The 18,119-nt window shown below is 74.0% G+C and carries 15 protein-coding genes and 1 pseudogene; 9 read left to right on the forward strand and 7 right to left on the reverse strand.

All coding sequences use genetic code 11. From position 1 onward, the window contains the following. Nucleotides 1-41 precede the first annotated feature (41 nt). Nucleotides 42-962: a 5'-3' exonuclease gene (locus BFF78_RS33440; protein WP_069781860.1), complete on the reverse strand. Its 921-nt coding sequence runs from the start codon at nucleotides 960-962 to the stop codon at nucleotides 42-44. A gap of 456 nt (nucleotides 963-1,418) precedes the next feature. Here BFF78_RS33440 and BFF78_RS33445 point away from each other — a divergent pair, with 456 nt between their 5' ends. Next, complete coding sequence (locus BFF78_RS33445) at nucleotides 1,419-1,988, forward strand: helix-turn-helix domain-containing protein (protein ID WP_069781861.1); 570 nt, start codon at nucleotides 1,419-1,421, stop codon at nucleotides 1,986-1,988. Between the two features lie 2 nt (nucleotides 1,989-1,990). Then, a complete protein-coding gene (locus BFF78_RS33450; RefSeq protein ID WP_069781862.1) occupies nucleotides 1,991-2,728 on the forward strand; it encodes a helical backbone metal receptor in 738 nt (245 codons plus the stop codon). On the opposite strand, the gene BFF78_RS33455 is transcribed toward BFF78_RS33450, so the two are convergent. Beyond that, nucleotides 2,640-3,806: a TDT family transporter gene (locus BFF78_RS33455; RefSeq protein ID WP_069781863.1), complete on the reverse strand. Its 1,167-nt coding sequence runs from the start codon at nucleotides 3,804-3,806 to the stop codon at nucleotides 2,640-2,642. The genes BFF78_RS33450 and BFF78_RS33455 overlap by 89 nt on opposite strands. 70 nt (nucleotides 3,807-3,876) lie before the next feature. On the opposite strand from BFF78_RS33455, the gene BFF78_RS33460 reads away from it, so the two are divergent. Further along, the gene (locus BFF78_RS33460; protein WP_069781864.1) at nucleotides 3,877-4,800 is read left to right on the forward strand and encodes a LysR family transcriptional regulator; all 924 of its coding nucleotides are present in this window, start codon (nucleotides 3,877-3,879) and stop codon (nucleotides 4,798-4,800) included. 76 nt (nucleotides 4,801-4,876) lie between these two features. On the opposite strand, the gene BFF78_RS33465 is transcribed toward BFF78_RS33460, so the two are convergent. Together BFF78_RS33465 and BFF78_RS33470 are read right to left on the reverse strand one after the other, a co-directional pair. Beyond that, the gene (locus BFF78_RS33465) at nucleotides 4,877-5,581 is read right to left on the reverse strand and encodes a gamma-glutamyl-gamma-aminobutyrate hydrolase family protein (RefSeq protein ID WP_069781865.1); all 705 of its coding nucleotides are present in this window, start codon (nucleotides 5,579-5,581) and stop codon (nucleotides 4,877-4,879) included. A gap of 52 nt (nucleotides 5,582-5,633) precedes the next feature. After that, the gene (locus BFF78_RS33470; RefSeq protein WP_069781866.1) at nucleotides 5,634-6,371 is read right to left on the reverse strand and encodes a FadR/GntR family transcriptional regulator; all 738 of its coding nucleotides are present in this window, start codon (nucleotides 6,369-6,371) and stop codon (nucleotides 5,634-5,636) included. Between the two features lie 96 nt (nucleotides 6,372-6,467). On the opposite strand from BFF78_RS33470, the gene BFF78_RS33475 reads away from it, so the two are divergent. The 3 genes and pseudogenes from BFF78_RS33475 to BFF78_RS33490 all read left to right on the forward strand — a co-directional run bounded on the left by BFF78_RS33475 (nucleotide 6,468) and on the right by BFF78_RS33490 (nucleotide 10,004). After that, complete coding sequence (locus tag BFF78_RS33475) at nucleotides 6,468-7,826, forward strand: glutamine synthetase family protein (protein ID WP_069781867.1); 1,359 nt, start codon at nucleotides 6,468-6,470, stop codon at nucleotides 7,824-7,826. A gap of 11 nt (nucleotides 7,827-7,837) precedes the next feature. Then, nucleotides 7,838-9,208, forward strand: a pseudogene (locus tag BFF78_RS43895) (aldehyde dehydrogenase family protein); the annotation flags it as partial. Nucleotides 9,209-9,221: 13 nt separating this feature from the next. After that, complete coding sequence (locus BFF78_RS33490; protein WP_069781870.1) at nucleotides 9,222-10,004, forward strand: 3-oxoacyl-ACP reductase; 783 nt, start codon at nucleotides 9,222-9,224, stop codon at nucleotides 10,002-10,004. Between the two features lie 6 nt (nucleotides 10,005-10,010). Here BFF78_RS33490 and BFF78_RS33495 read toward each other — a convergent pair whose 3' ends face one another. Then, nucleotides 10,011-11,213, reverse strand: a complete 1,203-nt coding sequence (locus BFF78_RS33495) for an amino acid deaminase/aldolase (protein ID WP_069781871.1) — start codon at nucleotides 11,211-11,213, stop codon at nucleotides 10,011-10,013. Between the two features lie 1,370 nt (nucleotides 11,214-12,583). On the opposite strand from BFF78_RS33495, the gene BFF78_RS48555 reads away from it, so the two are divergent. Both BFF78_RS48555 and mycP read left to right on the forward strand, forming a co-directional pair. After that, nucleotides 12,584-13,771: a hypothetical protein gene (locus BFF78_RS48555; protein ID WP_227025979.1), complete on the forward strand. Its 1,188-nt coding sequence runs from the start codon at nucleotides 12,584-12,586 to the stop codon at nucleotides 13,769-13,771. Further along, nucleotides 13,768-14,955 carry a type VII secretion-associated serine protease mycosin gene (gene mycP / locus BFF78_RS33505; protein ID WP_069781872.1) on the forward strand — a complete coding sequence of 396 codons (1,188 nt, stop codon included), beginning with the start codon at nucleotides 13,768-13,770 and terminating at the stop codon, nucleotides 14,953-14,955. Before BFF78_RS48555 ends, mycP begins: the two co-directional genes overlap by 4 nt. Before the next feature lie 19 nt (nucleotides 14,956-14,974). Here mycP and BFF78_RS33510 read toward each other — a convergent pair whose 3' ends face one another. Beyond that, complete coding sequence (locus BFF78_RS33510) at nucleotides 14,975-16,162, reverse strand: alpha/beta hydrolase family protein (protein WP_227025980.1); 1,188 nt, start codon at nucleotides 16,160-16,162, stop codon at nucleotides 14,975-14,977. Nucleotides 16,163-16,300: 138 nt separating this feature from the next. Beyond that, complete coding sequence (locus tag BFF78_RS33515; RefSeq protein WP_069781874.1) at nucleotides 16,301-17,257, reverse strand: serine hydrolase; 957 nt, start codon at nucleotides 17,255-17,257, stop codon at nucleotides 16,301-16,303. 129 nt (nucleotides 17,258-17,386) lie between these two features. Between BFF78_RS33515 and BFF78_RS33520 the strand changes: the two genes are divergently transcribed. Then, nucleotides 17,387-18,118: an SseB family protein gene (locus BFF78_RS33520; protein ID WP_069783965.1), complete on the forward strand. Its 732-nt coding sequence runs from the start codon at nucleotides 17,387-17,389 to the stop codon at nucleotides 18,116-18,118. Nucleotide 18,119 lies beyond the last annotated feature (1 nt).

Raw genomic sequence — 18,119 nt, forward strand, 5'->3', positions numbered from 1 at the left:
GTGGCGGCTGAGAGCCCTTTACCGGAAAATTCCGGTCGAGATCACTCCGCCAGCGTGGTGAGCAGCCGCTGCAGGGAGCCGCCGAGCCCCCACCGCTTGGCCAGCTCCTCCAGCGCCGCCGGGTCGCGCGGGGCGTGCGGCAGGGTCGTGTCGACGTCCGGCAGCGGCACGTCGTCGGCCACCCGCACCACCGTCGGCGCGACCGCGACATACGCGCGGGCCTCGTCCAGCCGCCTGCGCTGCGACGGGGTGAGCTTCGCCTTCGGGTCGTCGACCGCCGCCATGATCCCGGCCAGGTCGCCGAACTCGGCGAGCAGCCTGGCGGCCGTCTTCTCGCCGACCCCGGCGACGCCCGGCAGACCGTCGCTCGGATCGCCGCGCAGCAGCGCCAGATCCGCGTACCCCCGCCCGTCGACGCCATACTTCTCGCGCAGTGCCGCCTCGTCGGTCAGCTGCAGCGTGCCGACGCCCTTCAGCGGGTACAGCACCCGGATCCCGCGGGCGTCGTCCACCAGCTGGTACAGATCGCGGTCGCCGGTGACGATGTCGACCGGGCCGTCGGCGCGCGCGGTGAACGTGCCGATCACGTCGTCCGCCTCGTACCCCGCCACGCCGACCCGGGCGATCCCGAGCGCGTCCAGCACGTCCTCGATGACCGGCACCTGCGGCAAGAGGGGGTCCGGCACCTCCTCCTCGTCCGGCGCGCCCTCGTGCTCCTTTGCCACCCGGTGCGCCTTGTAGGTGGGGATGAGGTCCACCCGCCACTGCGGCCGCCAGTCGGCGTCCATGCAGGCCACCAGGCGTTCCGGCCGGTGGTCTCTGACCAGCCGGTCGATGAAGTCCAGCAGCCCGCGCACGGCGTTGACGGGCGTGCCGTCCGGTGCCTTCACGGAGTCCGGGACGCCGAAGTAGGCGCGGAAGTACAGCGATGCGGTGTCGAGCAGCATGAGTCGTCCGGTCACGTTCGCATCATGCCGTACGGCACTGACAGTCAAGGCGGTGCGACGGCGTGCACCCCCTGGCCCGCACGGGCTTCGCCGCACCTGGCTGCGGTACGACCCCGGCGGCCTGGTCGAGAAGTGCTCGCGGTGTGCTGGAGCGGCCACCCCTCGCACCCTTCGGGTACGGCAGGAATCCGGCCAATCGCCGAGCGTTACGATCACGGGCGTGGGAGGGGGCACCCGGCCCTGCTGGTCGGCGTGGTTACCCCCGGCCGTGACCCCGTGGCGGACGGGCCCGGACCCCGTCGCACTGGCGCGAACCCTGAGGGTGCGGGCTCGGCGGCATATCGGGGATGTGACAGAGGTGTGAAACGGTTTGCCGAACGTGCGTAGGGTGCAGTGAAGTCATCAGAAGGGTGGATCCCCGATCCGGGCACCCGGACAACGGCACGCCGAGCGAGGGAGGGAGCCGGAGCGATGGGCGACCACAAAGAACAGCCCGTGCGGGTGGGCGCGGCCGTCCGCCGGCGTCGCCGTGCCCTGGAGCTGACGCTCGCCGCCGTGGCCGAGCGCAGCGGACTCTCGGTGCCCTTCCTCAGCCAGGTCGAGAACGACCGGGCCCGCCCCAGCCGCACCTCGCTGGAGAAGCTCGCCGACGCCCTGCGCACCACGGCCGTCGAACTCCTCGCCGCGGCCGACCCGGCGGCCAGCGTGGACGTCGTGCGCGCCGACCCGGCCGCCGAGGACGACGCCGAGCCCCGGACCCGCTCCCTGGTCCGCGGCCACCACCAGCTGCACGCCTCCGAGTTCACCGGCGACCACGAACCGGGCCGAGAGTTCCAGCACCGCAACGACGAGCTGATGTACGTCGCCGACGGCGCGGTGGAGATCGAGGCGGAAGGGCGCGCGTATCGCCTCGGCCGCGGCGACACCCTGTACCTGACAGGCGGGGTGCGGCACCGGTGGCGGGCCACGGTGCCGGACACGCGGGTGATCGTGGTGGCGGTCGCCGAGCACATCGAGGCCGTCCAGGACCGGTCGCGCTGAGCGTGCCGCACCTCTTCGGGGCGCGGGTCGTCTCCCTGGTCCCGTCCCTCACCGAAGCCGTCGCCGTCACGCTCCCCGGAGCCCTCGTCGGCGTCACCGACTGGTGCACCCACCCGGCCGACCTGGACGTCACCCGGATCGGCGGTACGAAGAACCCCGAGCTCGACCGCATTCTCGCCCTCGCCCCCGACGTGGTGATCGCCAACGAGGAGGAGAACCGCGCCCCGGACCTCGACGCCCTGCGCGCAGGGGGCCTTCGTGTGCTGGTCACCGAGGTCCGGAGCGTGCCGCAGGCCTTCGCCGAGCTGGACCGGGTGCTCGCCGCGTGCGGTGCGCCGCAGCGTCCGCGCTGGCTCGCCGAGGCGGCGGCAGCCTGGGCGGCGCCGCCGCGGCCGGAGGGCCGTACGACGGCGGTCGTACCGATCTGGCGCCGGCCCTGGATGGTCCTCGGCCGGGACACCTTCGCCGGTGACGTGCTGGCCCGGCTCGGCGTCGGCCACCTGTACGCCGGCCACCCCGAGCGCTACCCCCGCATCCCGCTGGAGGAGCTGCGCGAGGCGGCCCCGGACCTGGTGGTCCTGCCCGACGAGCCCTACCGCTTCACCGCCGACGACGGCCCGGAGGCCTTCCCCGGCCTGCCCTGCGCGCTGGTCAGCGGGCGGCACCTGACCTGGTACGGCCCCTCGCTGGCCGAGGCGCCACGGGTGCTGGCCGAGGCGCTGCGAGCAGCTCGCCGCTGAGCAGGCCGCGTACGGTGCCGGTGGCGGCCGCCAGCCAGGCGGCGACGAGCAGCGCGTACAGCCCGAGGGCCAGCCCGTCGTAGACCACGAGGCCGGTGTGGGTGGCGAGCTCCATGGCGCCGGTGACACAGGTGCCCAGCGGGAAGGTGAACGCCCACCAGGGCATCGCGAACCCCATGCCCTGCCGGCGGGCCCGCACCACGTGCGCGGTCGCCAGCGCCAGCCACAGCAGCGCGAACCCCATGACCGGCACCCCGTACAGCACGACGAAGACGTCCAGACCATGGCCGTACCGGGCCGGTACGACACCCGGAGCCATGTCCGCGATCTTGCCGACCGCGGTGGTGGACTGCCCCAGCGGGCCGAGGACCAGGAACAGCGTCGGGGTGAGCGCGAGCGGCAGCGGGCCGGAGGTGATCAGCCGGGCGAAGACCAGCGACAGCATCAGCAGCGTCGCGAACAGGCTCAGCCCGAACAGCGCGAGGCACGCCAGCAGCAGGGTCTCGCGGGCCTGCCCCGCCGGCAGATGCGGCACCAGCAGCGGACCGAGCGCGGCCGACACCATGGGCGCGACCAGGGGCAGCAGCCATACCGGGCTCGCCTGCGCGGGCTCGACGCGATGCCGTACGGCCATCAGGTACGGCACGGCCACGGCGGACGCGAGCCCGATCACCGTACCGGCGGTGAACAGTACGGCGTCAAGGTCGACCGCCGTGCCGGTGCCGAGCACCCCCCGGCCGGCCGTCAGGGCGCCGCCGCCGACCGCCAGCAGGCCCATCGACAGGCAGCCGTAGAAGGGGGCCATGGCCGGGTCGAGGAGATCGGCGCGGGCCCGGTCGCGGTGGTGGATCCAGTGCAGGGTCCGGGCCGCCAGCAGGGCGACCAGCAGCACGAGGGACAGCGCCCAGGCTCCCGCGAAGACACCGCGCTGGCCGGGCACGGGCGCGGGCAGCGCCACGCCGGCCGAGCCCAGGATGGCGGTGCCCATGACGGCGGCGTACCAGTTGGGGCCCAGGTGGCGGACCCGGGGGGCACGGTGGACCTCGGCGGCGGGCAAGGGCGGGGCTGCGGTGACCATGGGTCCACGGTCCCGCCGTCGTCCCGCCCTGACCAGGGACGTCTTCTCTATGGGGGCATAAGCTGGCCTTATGAGCGAGGTGGAGGGGCAGCGAAAGTCCCCGGGATCACTGGCACATCGGGTGCCCGACCTGGCCGCGCTGGAGCTGCTGCTGGCCGTGGCGCGGCTGGGCAGTCTCGGCGCGGCGGCGCGCGAGGTCGGCGTCACCCAGCCCGCCGCCAGCAGCCGGATCCGCTCCATGGAACGGCAGCTGGGCGTGGCCCTGGTCGACCGCTCGCCGCGCGGCTCCCGGCTCACGGACGCCGGCGCCCTGGTGACGGACTGGGCCCGCCGGGTCGTGGAGGCGGCGGCGGCCTTCGACGCGGGTGCGCGGGCGCTGCGGGACCGGCGGGACTCGCGCCTGCGGGTGGCGGCGAGCATGACCATCGCCGAGTACCTGCTGCCCGGCTGGCTCCTCGCGCTGCACGCCGGGCGGCCCGACACGGCGGTGTCCCTCCTCGCCGGCAACTCGGCGAAGGTCGCGGAGCTGCTGCTGGCCGACGAGGCGGACCTCGGCTTCGTGGAGGGGCTGACGGTCCCGAACGGCCTGGACTCCACGGTCATCGCCCGTGACCGCCTGATCGTCGTGACCGCGCCCGGCCATCCGTGGGCCCGCCGCCGGCGCCCGGTGACGGCGGCGGAACTGGGGGCCACCCCCCTGATCCTCCGTGAGCGCGGCTCCGGCACCCGCCAGGTCCTGGACGCGGCCCTCGGCGGCCTCGCCCGCCCCCTGATCGAGCTGTCCTCCACCACGGCGGTCAAGGCCTCCGCGGTCAGCGGAGCCGGACCCTCGGTGCTGAGCGAGCTGGCGGTGGGCGAGGAACTGGCGATGCGGCGCCTGGTCAGCATCCCGGTGGAGGGCGTCTCACTCCGCCGCGATCTGCGAGCGGTCTGGCCGACGGGCCACCGGCCCACGGGCCCGGCGCGGGAGTTGCTGTCGCTGACGCGGGGGTGACGGCACTGCCGCCGTGTGGAGGTCGTCGTCGCCGACCTTGCGCGACCAGCCACAGGGGACCGGTACCCCGCAACGGTCAGGCACCCCCGTGGCGCAACGCCGCCCGGCCGACCAGCCCTCGCATCACCCGCAGGTCCTCGCCCATCTCCGGATGCCACTGAACTCCCAGCGCCCAGCCCTCGGTGGCCGCAAGCTCCACCGCCTCCACCGTGCCGTCCGCTGCGTACGCCGAGGCGATCAGTCCCCGGCCGAGCCGTTCGATCGCCTGGTGGTGGTAGGTCGGCACGTTGGTCTCCTCCGGTACGAGCCCGGCGTACAGCGTCCCCGGCACCGGTTTGACCGGATGGCGGCCGAAGACCCCGACCACCTCCGCGTGCCCCTCGAGGTGCTGGACGAGCGTGCCGCCGACGGCGACGTTCAGCAACTGCATGCCCCGGCAGATGCCGAGCAGCGGCACCCCGGCCGCCAGCGCCGCGTCGATCAGCGCCAGCTCCCACGCGTCCCGCTCCCGCGCGGGCGGCCCCGTGCGGGGCGAGCGCTCGGCGCCGTAGCGGGACGGGTCGACGTCCGGGCCGCCCGCGATGACCAGCCCGTCCAGCCGGGCCACCGTCCGCGCCGCGCGCTCGGGTGCGTCCGGCGGCAGCATCGCGGCCAGCCCGCCCGCCCGCTGCACCAGCCGTGGATAGCCGGCCGGCAGCAGCGCCGCGTCCAGCTCCCACACGCCCCAGCGCGCGCCGGACTCCAGATAGGTGCTGATGCCGATCAGCGGTCGTACGGTCATGCCACTCTCCCGGGAATCCAAAGGTTCACGCGCATACCTTTCCAGACCCGCCTCACGTCAGGAAGCCCCGCAGCAGTGCCGCCGTGCCCGCGCAGTGCTCGCGCATCATCTCCCGTGCGCCGTCCGCGTCCCCGTCCAGCACCGCCTCCACCAGCGCGGTGTGCTGACGCTGCGAGTGCTCCAGGTTGCGCACCAGCAGCGGGATGCAGTCGAGGAGGTCGTTGACCGTGGCCCGGACCGCCGCGTACTGCGCGGTCAGGGACGGGGAGCCGCACAGTTCGGCGAGGGTCAGGTGCAGCAGGGTGTCCAGGCGCCGGTAGTCCGCGAGCGGGGCGTCGTGCGTGCGGGCAAGCGCCTCGCGCAGCCGCTCCGCCTGCTCGTCCGTCAGCCCGTGCGCCGCGCACAGCCCGGCCGCGCCCACCTCCAGCACCTCGCGGAACCGCAGCACGTCCTCGATGTCGACCTCGGCGATCCGCCGCCGCAGCTCGTCCTCGCCACCCGCGTCCGTACGCGGCAGGACGAACGTTCCGCCGTAGCGCCCGCGCCGCGCCTCCACCAGCCCCTGGTCCTGGAGCACCTTCAGCACCTCGCGCAGCGTCACCCGGCTGATCCCGAGCCGCTCCGCCAGCTCCCGCTCGGCCGGCAGCCGCTCGCCGCCCGGCACCAGACCGAGCCGCACGACCTGGAGGATCTGCTCCAGCGCCTCCTCGAAGCCGTTGCCCGCCCGCACCGGACGCAGCACCGGAGCGAGCCGGTCACCCACCCCCTGAATGTCGCTCTCCCAGGACATCCGGCCGTACCCCCTTCCCAAGCAATGGTTCTGAGCAATACCTTATGGCTCCCGGCCCGGCAGAAAAAGCGCGAAGGCGCCGAAGGAGGCTCTCCCGTGGCAGACCGCACACCCCCGCTCAGCGTCGAGGAACTGCACGCCCTCGTCGCGAGCGGTGAGATCGACACTGTCGTCCTGGCCTTCCCCGATATGCAAGGGCGCCTCCAGGGCAAGCGGTTCGCCGCCCGCTTCTTCCTGGACGAGGTCCTGCAGCACGGCACCGAGGGCTGCAACTACCTCCTCGCCGTCGACACCGAGATGAACACCGTCGACGGCTACGCGATGTCCTCCTGGGACCGCGGCTACGGCGACTTCGCCATGGCCCCCGACCTCGCCACCCTGCGCCGCATCCCCTGGCACCCCGGCACCGCCCTGCTCGTCGCGGACCTCGCCTGGAACGACGGTTCGCCGGTCGTCGCCGCGCCCCGCCAGATCCTGCGCCGCCAGCTGGAGCGGCTGGCCGAGCTCGGCTACACCGCCCAGGTCGGCACCGAGCTGGAGTTCATCGTCTTCAAGGACTCCTACGAACAGGCCTGGGACGCGGGCTACCGGGGCCTGACCCCGGCCAACCAGTACAACATCGACTACTCCATCCTCGGCACCGGCCGCATCGAGCCCCTGCTGCGCCGGCTGCGCAACGACATGGCCGGCGCCGGCCTCACCGTCGAGTCCGCCAAGGGCGAGTGCAACCCCGGCCAGCACGAGATCGCCTTCCGCTACGACGAGGCCCTCGTCACCTGCGACCAGCACGCGCTGTACAAGACCGGCGCGAAGGAGATCGCCGCCCAGGAAGGCGTCTCGATCACCTTCATGGCCAAGTACAACGAGCGCGAGGGCAACTCCTGCCACATCCACCTCTCGCTCGCCGACGCCGACGGCAGGAACGCGATGGCCGACGCCGACGGAATGTCCGAGGTCATGCGGCACTTCCTCGCCGGGCAGCTCGCCGCGCTGCGCGACTTCTCGCTCCTCTACGCCCCGAACATCAACTCCTACAAGCGGTTCCAGCCCGGCTCGTTCGCGCCCACCGCCGTCGCCTGGGGTCACGACAACCGCACCTGCGCCCTGCGCGTGGTCGGCCACGGCCGCTCCCTGCGCTTCGAGAACCGCCTGCCCGGCGGCGACGTCAACCCCCACCTCGCCGTCGCCGGTCTGGTCGCGGCCGGCCTGTACGGCATCGAGCAGAAGCTCGAACTCCCCGAGCCCTGCCCCGGCAACGCCTACACCGCCGGCCTCGCACACGTCCCGACCACCCTGCGCGAGGCCGCCGAGCTGTGGGAGAAGAGCCCCATCGCGCAGGCCGCCTTCGGCGACGAGGTCGTCGCGCACTACCGCAACATGGCGCGCGTCGAGCTGGAGGCCTTCGACGCCGCGGTCACCGACTGGGAGCTGCGCCGCTCCTTCGAACGCCTGTGAAAGGTCATCACGTGTCCGACCCGCACGAGCTGAAGGTCCTCAACCCCGCCACGGAAGAGGTCGTCGCCACCGTCCCCGCCGCGAGCGAGCAGGACGTGGCCGCCGCCGTCGTACGGGCCGCGCGCGCCCAGACCGGGTGGGCCGCCCTCGCCCCCGCCGACCGGGCCCGGCTGCTGCGCCGCTTCGCCGACACCGTCGACGCGCGCATCGAGGAACTCGCCCGGCTGGAGGTCCGCGAGGCCGGCCACACCGTCGGCAACGCCCGCTGGGAGGCCGGCAACGCCCGCGATCTGCTGCTGTACGCGGCCGGGGGCGCCGAACGCCTGCTCGGCAAGCAGATCCCGGTGCCCGGCGGCTGGAACGTCACCTTCCAGGAACCCCTCGGTGTCGTCGGCGTGATCGCCCCCTGGAACTTCCCGATGCCGATCGCCGCCTGGGGCTCCTTCCCGGCGCTCGCGGCCGGCAACGCGGTCGTCCTCAAGCCCGCCGAGACCACCCCGCTCACCGCGCTCCGCCTCGCCGAACTCGCCCTCGAGGCGGGCCTGCCCGAGCATGTCTTCCAGGTGCTGCCCGGTTACGGCCACACCGCGGGACGCGCCCTGGTCGACCACCCGGACGTCGCCAAGATCGTGTTCACCGGCTCCACCCGCACCGGCCGCGAGGTCATGGAGCGCTGCGCGAGGCTCGTCAAGCCGGTCACCCTCGAACTCGGCGGCAAGAGCCCCAACATCGTCTTCGCCGACGCCGACCTCACCTCCGCCCTCGACCCGTTCTCCTTCCTGGACAACTCCGGCCAGGACTGCTGCGCCCGCACCCGCATCCTGGTCCAGGAGCCGGTGCTGGAGGAGGCCCGCGAGTTCCTCGCCGACGCGCTCGCCTCCGTGGTCGTGGGCGATCCGGCCGACGAGAAGACCCAGATGGGCCCGCTGATCTCGCGTCAGCAGCTGGACCGCGTACGGTCGTACGTCCCCGAGGACGCCCCCGCGCTGCGCGGCAGCGCCCCCGACGGCCCCGGCTTCTGGTTCCCGCCGACGGTCCTGACGGGGGAGCGGCCGGACGGCCAGGCGGCCCGCGAGGAGATCTTCGGCCCGGTCGCCGTCCTCCTGCCCTTCACCGACGAACAGGACGCGATCCGCCTCGCCAACGACACCCCCTACGGCCTCTCCGGCTCCCTGTGGACCCGGGACCTCGGCCGCGCCCTGCGCGTCTCCCAGGCCGTCCGCGCGGGCAACCTGTCCGTCAACTCCCACTCCAGCGTCCGCTACTGGACCCCGTTCGGCGGCTACAAGCAGTCCGGCCTTGGCCGCGAACTGGGCCCCGACGCCCTGACCGCCTTCACCGAAACCAAGAACGTCTTCATCAGCAACGTCTCCCCAGCACGGAGGGCCCCGCACAGTGACCGCAGAATCTGTTTGCCGCCGCCTGGTCGGCCGTACCGCCGTCGTGACCGGAGCCGGCAGCGGCATCGGCCTCGCCACCGCCCGCCGGCTCGCCTCCGAGGGCGCCCACGTGGTCTGCGCGGACGTGGACGAAGCCCGCGGCAAGGCCGTCGCCGACGAGGTCGGCGGGCTCTTCGTCAAGGTCGACGTCACCGACCCGGAGCAGGTCGAGGCGCTGTTCAAGACGGCGTACGACACCTACGGCAGCGTCGACGTCGCCTTCAACAACGCCGGCATCTCCCCGCCGGACGACGACTCCATCCTGGAGACCGGCCTGGAGGCCTGGAAGCGGGTCCAGGAGGTCAACCTCACCTCCGTCTACCTGTGCTGCAAGGCCGCGATTCCCTACATGCGGCGCCAGGGCAAGGGCTCCATCATCAACACCGCGTCCTTCGTGGCACGGATGGGTGCCGCGACCTCGCAGATCTCGTACACGGCCTCCAAGGGCGGCGTCCTCGCCATGTCCCGGGAACTGGGCGTGCAGTTCGCCCGGGAGGGCATCCGCGTGAACGCCCTGTGCCCGGGCCCGGTCAACACCCCGTTGTTGCAGGAGCTGTTCGCCAAGGACCCCGAGCGGGCCGCGCGGCGTCTCGTCCACATCCCGGTCGGCCGGTTCGCCGAGGCCGAGGAGATCGCCGCCGCCGTCGCCTTCCTGGCCAGCGACGACTCCTCCTTCGTCAACGCCACCGACTTCCTGGTGGACGGCGGTATCGCGGGCGCGTACGTCACGCCCCTGTAGGGCCGGTCAGAGGAAGGTCTGGCCCTCACCCCGGTAGGTGGGCACGGTCGCGGTGACCGTGTCCCCCTCGATCAGGTGCAGGGCGTCGAACCGCTCGCACAGCTCGCCCGCCTTGGCGTGCCGGAACCACACCTTGTCACCGATGAGGAGGTCGTCGGCGGGCGAGCCCAGCAGCGGGGTCTGCACCTCGCCGGGGCCCTCCTGGGGGTCGTACTCCAGGCCCTCGGGCAGGTACGGCACCGGCAGCCGGTCGGGACCGGCGGCACCGGAGGCCGGATACCCGCCGCCGAGCACGGTGACCACGCCGACCCCCGGCCGTCGTACGACGGGCTGGGCGAACAGGGCCGCCGGACGGCCGGTGAACGACGTGTAGTTGTCGAAGAGCCGCGGCACGTACAGCCCCGAACCGGCCGCTATCTCGGTCACGGCGTCCTCGGCGGCGGTGTGCTGCACACTGCCCGTGCCACCGCCGTTGACGAACTCCAGATCGGGCACGACGGCCCGCACCGCGCGCACCACCGCCGCCCGCCGCCCGGCCAGTTCCCGGCGGGCCGCGGCCTGCATCAGCCGGATCGCCCGGGACCTCAGCGGCCGGCCGGCCACCGCGTCCCCGACACCCGCGACGTGCCCCTCGTACGCCATGATCCCGACCAGCCGGAAGCCGGGCCGCCGCGCCACCGAGCGGGCCAGCTCGGCGAGTTGGGCGGGGGAGCGCAGCGGAGAACGCCGCGCCCCGACCCTGACCCGGCCGCCGAGCAGGTGCAGCGAGGTGTCCAACTCCAGGCAGACCCGGACGAGTTCACGTCCGCCGTCGCGGGCGGCGTCGATGAGATCGAGGTGCGCCGGATCGTCCACCATCACGGTGACCGCACCGGCGAGCTTGGGATCGGCGGCCAGCTCGGCGAAACCGCTCCGGTCGGCGGACGGATAGGCCAGCAGCACGTCGTCGAAACCGGAACGCGCGAGCCACAGCGACTCGGCCAGCGTGAACGACATGATGCCCCGGAAGCCGTCCTTGGCCAGCACCCGCTCCAGCAGGGCCCGGCAACGCACGGACTTGCTGGCGACCCGCACCGGCTTGCCCGCGGCCCGGCGGACGAGATCGGCCGCGTTGGCGTCGAAGGCGTCCAGGTCCACGATCGCGAGAGGGGCGTCGAGATGGGCGGTGGCCCGGTCGTAACGGGCCCGGTCGGCGGCGCGCGCAGTCATGACGGAAGCCTGCCAGACAGGATTACCGCAGGGTAGGGGGACGTTCCGGGCAGATGCCCCGGCCCCCCGGACTGGTTCTGATTCCGGCCCGGACAACCCGTAGAGTGACGCGCACGTACGGCGGAACGCCCCCGGCCGCTTCGCTGAACCGGGATGCCGGTCCGGCCGTACGGGTATGCGTGCCCGGACGGATCTTCCGCGCCGGGCGCAGCCGAGCAGCGCATCGGCCCGCGTACGTGAGGACGGCCCGGGCACGAGGAAACGGGGGGTGCATGAGCACGGAAGCGCGCCACGCTCCCATCCCACCGCGCCCTTCCACTCCACCCGGCCGCCTGTCCGACGAGGTCTCGCCGGAGGACCCCGACGACGAGCCGTCGGTCTTCACTCCCCGGACCGGCCGCCGCCCGAGTCAGGTGGGTGCGGCGGGCGGGCAGGGACCTTCGGCGGGGGCAGCCGCGAGCGAGGGCCACCGGCCGGCCGGTGGCTTCCCCGTCGAGGGCCGCGTCTCGCCCGGGACAGCGGCAGGTGAGGGCTGGGCACCGGCCGGGGACGGTCGGGCATCGGCGGGTGGTCTCGCAGGCGACGGCGGGTCTACTGCCGTGGCACCTGAGGGCAACGGGGCGCCTTCTTCCGGCGGGGCCGTGGGCAACGGCTCGCCTTCTGCCGGGGGGGCTGTGGGTGATGGGTCGGCTTCTGCTGGACGGTCCGTGGGTAACAGCGGGTCTCCTGCCGGGGGGTCCGTGGGCAGCGGCTCGCCTTCTGCCGGGAGCTCCGTGGGTAACGGGTCGGCTTCTGCCGGGCGGTCCGTAGGCGGCAGCGTGCCTTTCTCTGAGGCGCCCGTGGGCAGTGGGTCGGGTTCTGCCAGGCGGCCCGCGAGCGACAGCGCGCCTTCCACCACGGGGCCCGTGGACAACGGCTCGTCCTCTTCCGGTCGGTCCGTCGGTAGCGGCTCGTCCTCTTCCGGTCGGTCCGTCGGTAGCGGCTCGTCCTCTTCCGGTCGGTCCGTCGGTAGCGGCTCGTCCTCTTCCGGTCGGTCCGTCGGTAGCGGCTCGTCCTCTTCCGGTCGGTCCGTCGGTAGCGGCTCGTCCTCTTCCGGTCGGTCCGTCGGTAGCGGCTCGTCCCCTTCCGGACGGCCCGTCGGTAGCGGCTCGTCCCCTTCCGGACGGCCCGTCGGTGACGGCTCGTCCCCTTCCGGACGGCCCGTCGGTGACCGCTCGTCCTCTTCCGGGCAGTCCGTGGGCAATGGCTCGCTGTCCGGCGAGGGCCGCGTACGCGGTGGCGCGCCGTCCAGCGGGGGCTCCGGTGGCCGTGCGGGGCAAGGGCTCGGGTCCGGCGGGTCGCGGACCTCCGTGCCCGCGGCCGGTGCGTTCGTGAGTCCGCCTCCGCCGCCCGCCTCCGCCCGGTTCCCCGATGCGCCGCCGAGCCGGAGCGGATCCGGTGCGGGCGGGCCCGATCGCACCGCCCACCGCCCCGGAGCCCCGGCCGAGACCTCCACCGAGACGACGGCCCGGCTCCGCCCGATCACCGACTCCCCGAGGACACAGCGGCCCGGTACCGTGCCCGGCCCCGCTCCCGGGCCGGGCGGCGAGCGCCGTACCGCCTCCGTCTCCGCGTCCGCGTCCGCGGTGTCCGCCGGGCGGGCGCAGACGAGTGCCTGGAGTCCTCTGGCCCCGGCCCGTCCCGTCGGCCCGCCACCGCCCGTGGGGGTGTCGCTGCCGGACCCGGCGCTGTCCTGGAGTGCCATGGCCGCGCGGCCGGTCATGGTGGCCGGGGAGCCCGAGGCGTTCGGTGGGCGGGCCCGGCTCCGGGTCGGGCCCCGTACCGCCGCCGCTGCCGCCTGCATCGTGCTCGGCCTCGGGCTCATCGGCGGTGCCGTGACCGGGAGTTGGCTCACCGACGACGGTGAGGACGGCGCCTTGGGCGATCACTTCGCCACCGCCGGGACGCTCTGGCACAACGCGCCCGTCGACCAGCTCTTCCCGCCCACCGTCGAGGGCACCGGCGCCGGACCCGGCGGCGCCGACCGCACCTGGACCAGGGTCGCCGTGGCCCCGGACAGCGGCTGCGCCCACGCCTTCGACCCGCTGCTGCAGAAGGTCCTCGCCCCGGTCGGCTGCCAGCGGCTGCTGCGCGCCACCTACACCGACGCCACCCAGAGCTACGTCACCACCGTCGGCCTGCTGTTCACCAAGGCCGACCCCGTCGCCATGGCCGCGCTCGCCCACCGCTTCCGCACCGAGGGCCTGGACCGGCGCGCCGACCTGATGCCCCGCCCGTACGCGGCCAAGGACACCGTCGCGGCCGGCTTCGGCGACAAGCAGCGCGCCTCCTGGACCATCTCCGTCCTCACCGACGCCCCCGTCGTGGCGTACGCCGTCTCCGGCTGGGCCGACGGCCGCAGCGCCGATGTGCCCCAGCCCGCCGCCGACGCCGTGAGCGCCGAAGCCACCACCGCACCGGCCCAGGCCGGTCTCGGCAACGAGGCCCAGGGCCTGGCCGACCGCATCGAACGGCGGCTGCGCCAGAGCATCGGCACGGCCACGGAGAACCCTTCATGAGGCGATCGATACGCGGCCACCGCCGCATCGACGGCGCGGGAGCGGCGGTGAGCCTGCTGCTCACCGGTGCCCTCACCCTGCTGCCCGCCGCCGCGGCGCACGCCGACGGCATCCGCGCCCAGCAGTGGGGCCTCGCCGCCCTGCACCTGGACGAGGCCTGGCAGACCACCAAGGGCCGGGGCGTCACCGTCGCCGTGCTGGACACCGGGGTGGAGGCCGACCACCCGGACCTCGCCGGCAATGTGCTGCCCGCCAAGGACATGATCGGCTTCGGCGCGGGGCCCGGCGACCGCAGCTGGGCCCGGCACGGCACCGCCATGGCCGGCATCATCGCCGGACACGGCCACGGACCCGGCAACGCGGCCGGCGTCATGGGCGTCGCCCCCGAGGCGAAGATCCTGCCCGTCCGGGTGATCCTGGAGGACGGCGACCCCGCCCGCACCAAGGCCCGCACCACCCGCGGCAACGCCCTCGCCGACGGCATCCGCTGGGCCGCCGACCACGGTGCCGACGTCATCAACCTCTCCCTCGGCGACGACTCGAACTCCGCGCACCCCGAGCCGAGCGAGGACGAGGCCGTGCAGTACGCCCTGAAGAAGGGCGTGGTGGTCGTCGCCTCCGCGGGCAACGGCGGCGACAAGGGCGACCATGTCTCCTATCCGGCCGCCTACCCCGGCGTCATCGCCGCCACCGCCGTCGACCGCTACGACACCCGCGCCTCGTTCTCCACCCGCCGCTGGTACGCGGCCGTCAGCGCACCCGGTGTCGACGTGGTCATCGCCGACCCCGACCACAAGTACTACGAGGGCTGGGGCACCTCGGCCGCCTCCGCGTTCGTCTCCGGCGCGGCGGCGCTGGTCAAGGCCGCCCACCCCGGGCTGAGCCCGGCCCAGATCAAGAAGCTCCTGGAGGACACCGCCCGGGACGCCCCGGTCGGCGGCCGGGACGACTCCCGCGGCTTCGGCATGATCGACCCGGCGGCGGCGCTGCGGGCGGCCGACCGGATCCAGCCGGAGAGCCTGCGCGTGTCGTCGTACGACAAGAAGTACTTCGGCGCCGGCCCGGACGCCCCCAAGGCCCCGTCCTCGTCCGCCGACTGGGCGGGCCCGCTGGCCGGCGGTGTCGGCGGAGTCCTCCTGGTCGCGGGCGTGGTGCTGTGGCGGGGCCGCAGGCAGCCGGCCTGAGGGCGTCCGGCGTCGGCCGCTACCCGGCGATGTACTCGATCTCGGGGTAGCGCGGCGAGGCGCCCCACAGCAGGTGCCCGGTGTCGGGACGGCGGCGCAGCCGGAGATCGAAGAAGGCCCGCACGGTCGCCCGTACGGCGGCCACCGCCCGGTCGGCGGGGATCTTGCCGGCCTGCAGCCGCTGCCGCACCGGTTCGGGCAGCTGGGGCGCGACGGCCACGACGTCGGTGAAGGAGTTGTGGTCGCCGTCCGCGAGCCGCAGAAACCGGCGCCAGTCGCGCAGGTGCCGCCAGAACGGCGGCCAGGAGCCGTCCTCGTTCAGCCCGTCGTGGTGCGCCGTGTCCATCAGCAGGAACGGCCGGTCGAGGCCCCGCTGGACCACCGGCCCGTACAGCGCGCCGTCCAGGTCGATGCCGGCTCGCACCCGCTCGTCCCGATACATCACGAGCGCCGACGCGGCGCCGCCCCGGGAGTGCCCGAAGGCGCCGACCCGTGTGAGGTCCAGCGTCCCGCGCAGCCCGCGCGGGAGCGGGCGCCGCTCGGCGTCGGGGTTTCCGCCCCGGTCCAGCACGGTCAGCTGGTCGAGGACGAACCGCAGGTCGGCGGCGCGGACCGCGACCGCGGCCGTGCGGGCCTCGTAGCTCGCGTCGTCGGGGCGGTTGACCAGCACGCGGCCGTCCGGGAACTCCACCTCGCCCGAGTCGTAGGGATGGTCGACCGCGACCACGACATAGCCCCAGGACGCCAGGTCCTCGATGAGCAGCGTGTTGAAGGTGCGGTCCGACTGATAACCCGGCGAGTGCAGCAGTACGGGACGGCGGCCCGGCCGGACCGGTGCGCGGTCCGCGCTGTGGGTCTGCGGGAGCGCGTAGGCGTCCACCGCGCCCCCGAAGCGCGCCTTGAGCGCACGCTCGGCACCCGCCGGCAGCCAGGGCAGCATCATGCGGTCACGGACGTCGGCGGCCGGGTACGTCACGGTCACCATCAGCTCGCGCTGCTGCCCCGACCAGGGATCGGTCCGGGACGGGTCGACCAGGTGCAGTTCCACGGCGCCCACCGGCGCGGGCCCGGTCGGCCCGGCCAGCCGGAGGGGAATGAGACCGGCCGCCGCGGCCGGCGTCGGTACCGACAGGGGAACGGCGAGGGCGGCTGCGGCCCCGAGACCACCGGCTATGAGGGAACGGCGAGTTGGGCGTACGGGAGGCACTGCGCTCCTTCCGTGGCCGGATCCGAGGCACACTCAAATCGTAAAGAGGACGTCATCATCCGGCCCGCTCATCGTCAAGTTCCTTAAAGGGTAGGTCATTTAGGGCCGGAAACCGGATCGTTTGCCGGTTCATACCGATCACTTACCGGCGAACACCGACACCGCCGCCTTGGCCGCCGCCTCCACCAGCGCGATGCCCGTCGCCTGTGTCCGTGTGCCCTTCGACAGCACCGCCACCAGGTGGTCGGTGCCGTCCACCGTGATCCGCCCGATGCTGTTCACGTCCCACAGCCCCGTCGAACTGCGCGGCAGCCAACCGTTCTTCAGCGCCCAGGAGTTGCCGTCCGCGGCGGCCGACACGCCCCACCGCTGATCCGCCTCGACCGACTCCATCAGCCCCTGCACATAGGTCCGGGAGGCCGCGCTCAGCTTCGAGTCCTCCCCGAACACCTGCCGGAGCAGGGCGAGTTGGTCGGCGGCCGTGGTCTGCGTCAGCCCCCACAGCCCGCCCTCGCCACCGGAGGTCGCGGTCAGCCCGAAGCGCTCGTTCGCGGCGTCCAGGCCGTCCGCCCGCCCGATCGTGTGCCACAGCGCCGTCGCGGACGCGTTGTCGCTGTTCTCGATCATCCGCGTGGCGTACGCCTCCTCGGCCGCCGTCAGCCGCCGGCCCGCGTCCTGCGCCTGGAGCAGCAGCGTGGCCAGGATGTCGACCTTGACGATGCTGGCCGTGTCGAAGGCCCCGTCCCCGTAGACCGCGCCGTCACCGGAGCGCACCGCCAGCACCGCCGCCGACACCTGCGCGCCCGACGGCACGCTCACCCCCGTCATCGCCTTGCTCAGCAGTGCGTCCCGGTCCACGGCCGGCTGCGTCACGGGTTCCACGGAAGCCTCCTCGCCCGCCCCGGCCGGGGAGGAGGCCGAGAGCGACGGGGCCGACGATACGGCCGCGGTCCCCGAGCGCGCCCGCGCCTTCACACAGGCCGTGCCGCCCGCGGTGACCCCGCCCACGGCGATCACGGCGAGCACGGCATGTAGCAGCGGACGGCGCCGGGACGGGCGCGCACGGCGGCGAGAGCGGGCGCTGGGGGACTCCACGCCCGGGATGCTCGGGGCGCCGGCTGTGCGCGCCGTCGGACGGGCATGAGACGGGGGTCAGGAAACGCTGAGAGGTGGGTGAAGGCTCCCGTGCGGCGGGCCGGTGGGGTGCCTATAGGGTCGGTGACCGTGGCGAACAAGAACATTCCCGACCCCGGCTTCTCCGACGACGACGGCTCCGCCGACCCCCGGCTGAGCGCCGCGCTCGCCGCCTGGGCCGAGGACCGCGGCGCCCTCGGACCCGTCCTCGAGGCGCTCAAGGGTGCCCGTCTGCTGGTCCCCGTCGTCGCCGTGCTCGGCGAGGTCGAGGAGGACGAGAACGGCTTGCGCCGCGAGAAGACCAGCGACATGGCCGTACCCACCCTGAAGGCCGGCGACCGCACCGCCCTGCCCGCCTTCACCTCCACCGCCTCCCTCGCCCGCTGGGACCCCGCGGCCCGCCCGGTCGCCGTACCCCTGCACCAGGCGCTGCAGGCCGCCGCCCACGAGAAGGCCGACACGGTCGTGCTGGACCTCGCCGGACCGGTGCCGTTCGAGCTCACCGGCCCGGCGCTGCTCGCCCTCGCCGAGGGCCGCACCAGTACCGACCCGCTCACCGACCCGGCCGTCGTCGAGGCCGTCCGTACGGCCGTGGCGGCGGAGCCCGCCGTGCTGCGCGCCCACCTCGGGCCCGGACAGGCCGACGGCACCCTCGCCCTCGTCCTCGACCCGGCCGCGCCGCCCGCCGAGGCCGCCCGCGCGGTCGCCGAGCGCCTCGCCGCCGACGAAACACTGAGGGCCCGCCTGGTGCGCGGCCTCGACCTGGCACTGCTGCCGGCCGGGACGACGCCTCCGGGCGAGCCCCTGTACGTACGCGGGTGAG

The sequence above is a fragment of the Streptomyces fodineus genome (assembly GCF_001735805.1).
GTDB classification, from domain to species: Bacteria; Actinomycetota; Actinomycetes; order Streptomycetales; family Streptomycetaceae; genus Streptomyces; species Streptomyces fodineus.

What these genes read in the sequence shown, in the direction of transcription:
- BFF78_RS33445 (WP_069781861.1), top strand. Translation starts at nt 1,419, where the DNA reads ATGGGCGACCACAAAGAACAGCCCGTGCGGGTGGGCGCGGCCGTCCGC.
- BFF78_RS33455 (WP_069781863.1), bottom strand. Translation starts at nt 3,806, where the DNA reads ATGGTCACCGCAGCCCCGCCCTTGCCCGCCGCCGAGGTCCACCGTGCC.
- BFF78_RS33460 (WP_069781864.1), top strand. Translation starts at nt 3,877, where the DNA reads ATGAGCGAGGTGGAGGGGCAGCGAAAGTCCCCGGGATCACTGGCACAT.
- BFF78_RS33465 (WP_069781865.1), bottom strand. Translation starts at nt 5,581, where the DNA reads ATGACCGTACGACCGCTGATCGGCATCAGCACCTATCTGGAGTCCGGC.
- BFF78_RS33470 (WP_069781866.1), bottom strand. Translation starts at nt 6,371, where the DNA reads ATGTCCTGGGAGAGCGACATTCAGGGGGTGGGTGACCGGCTCGCTCCG.
- BFF78_RS33495 (WP_069781871.1), bottom strand. Translation starts at nt 11,213, where the DNA reads ATGACTGCGCGCGCCGCCGACCGGGCCCGTTACGACCGGGCCACCGCC.
- mycP (WP_069781872.1), top strand. Translation starts at nt 13,768, where the DNA reads ATGAGGCGATCGATACGCGGCCACCGCCGCATCGACGGCGCGGGAGCG.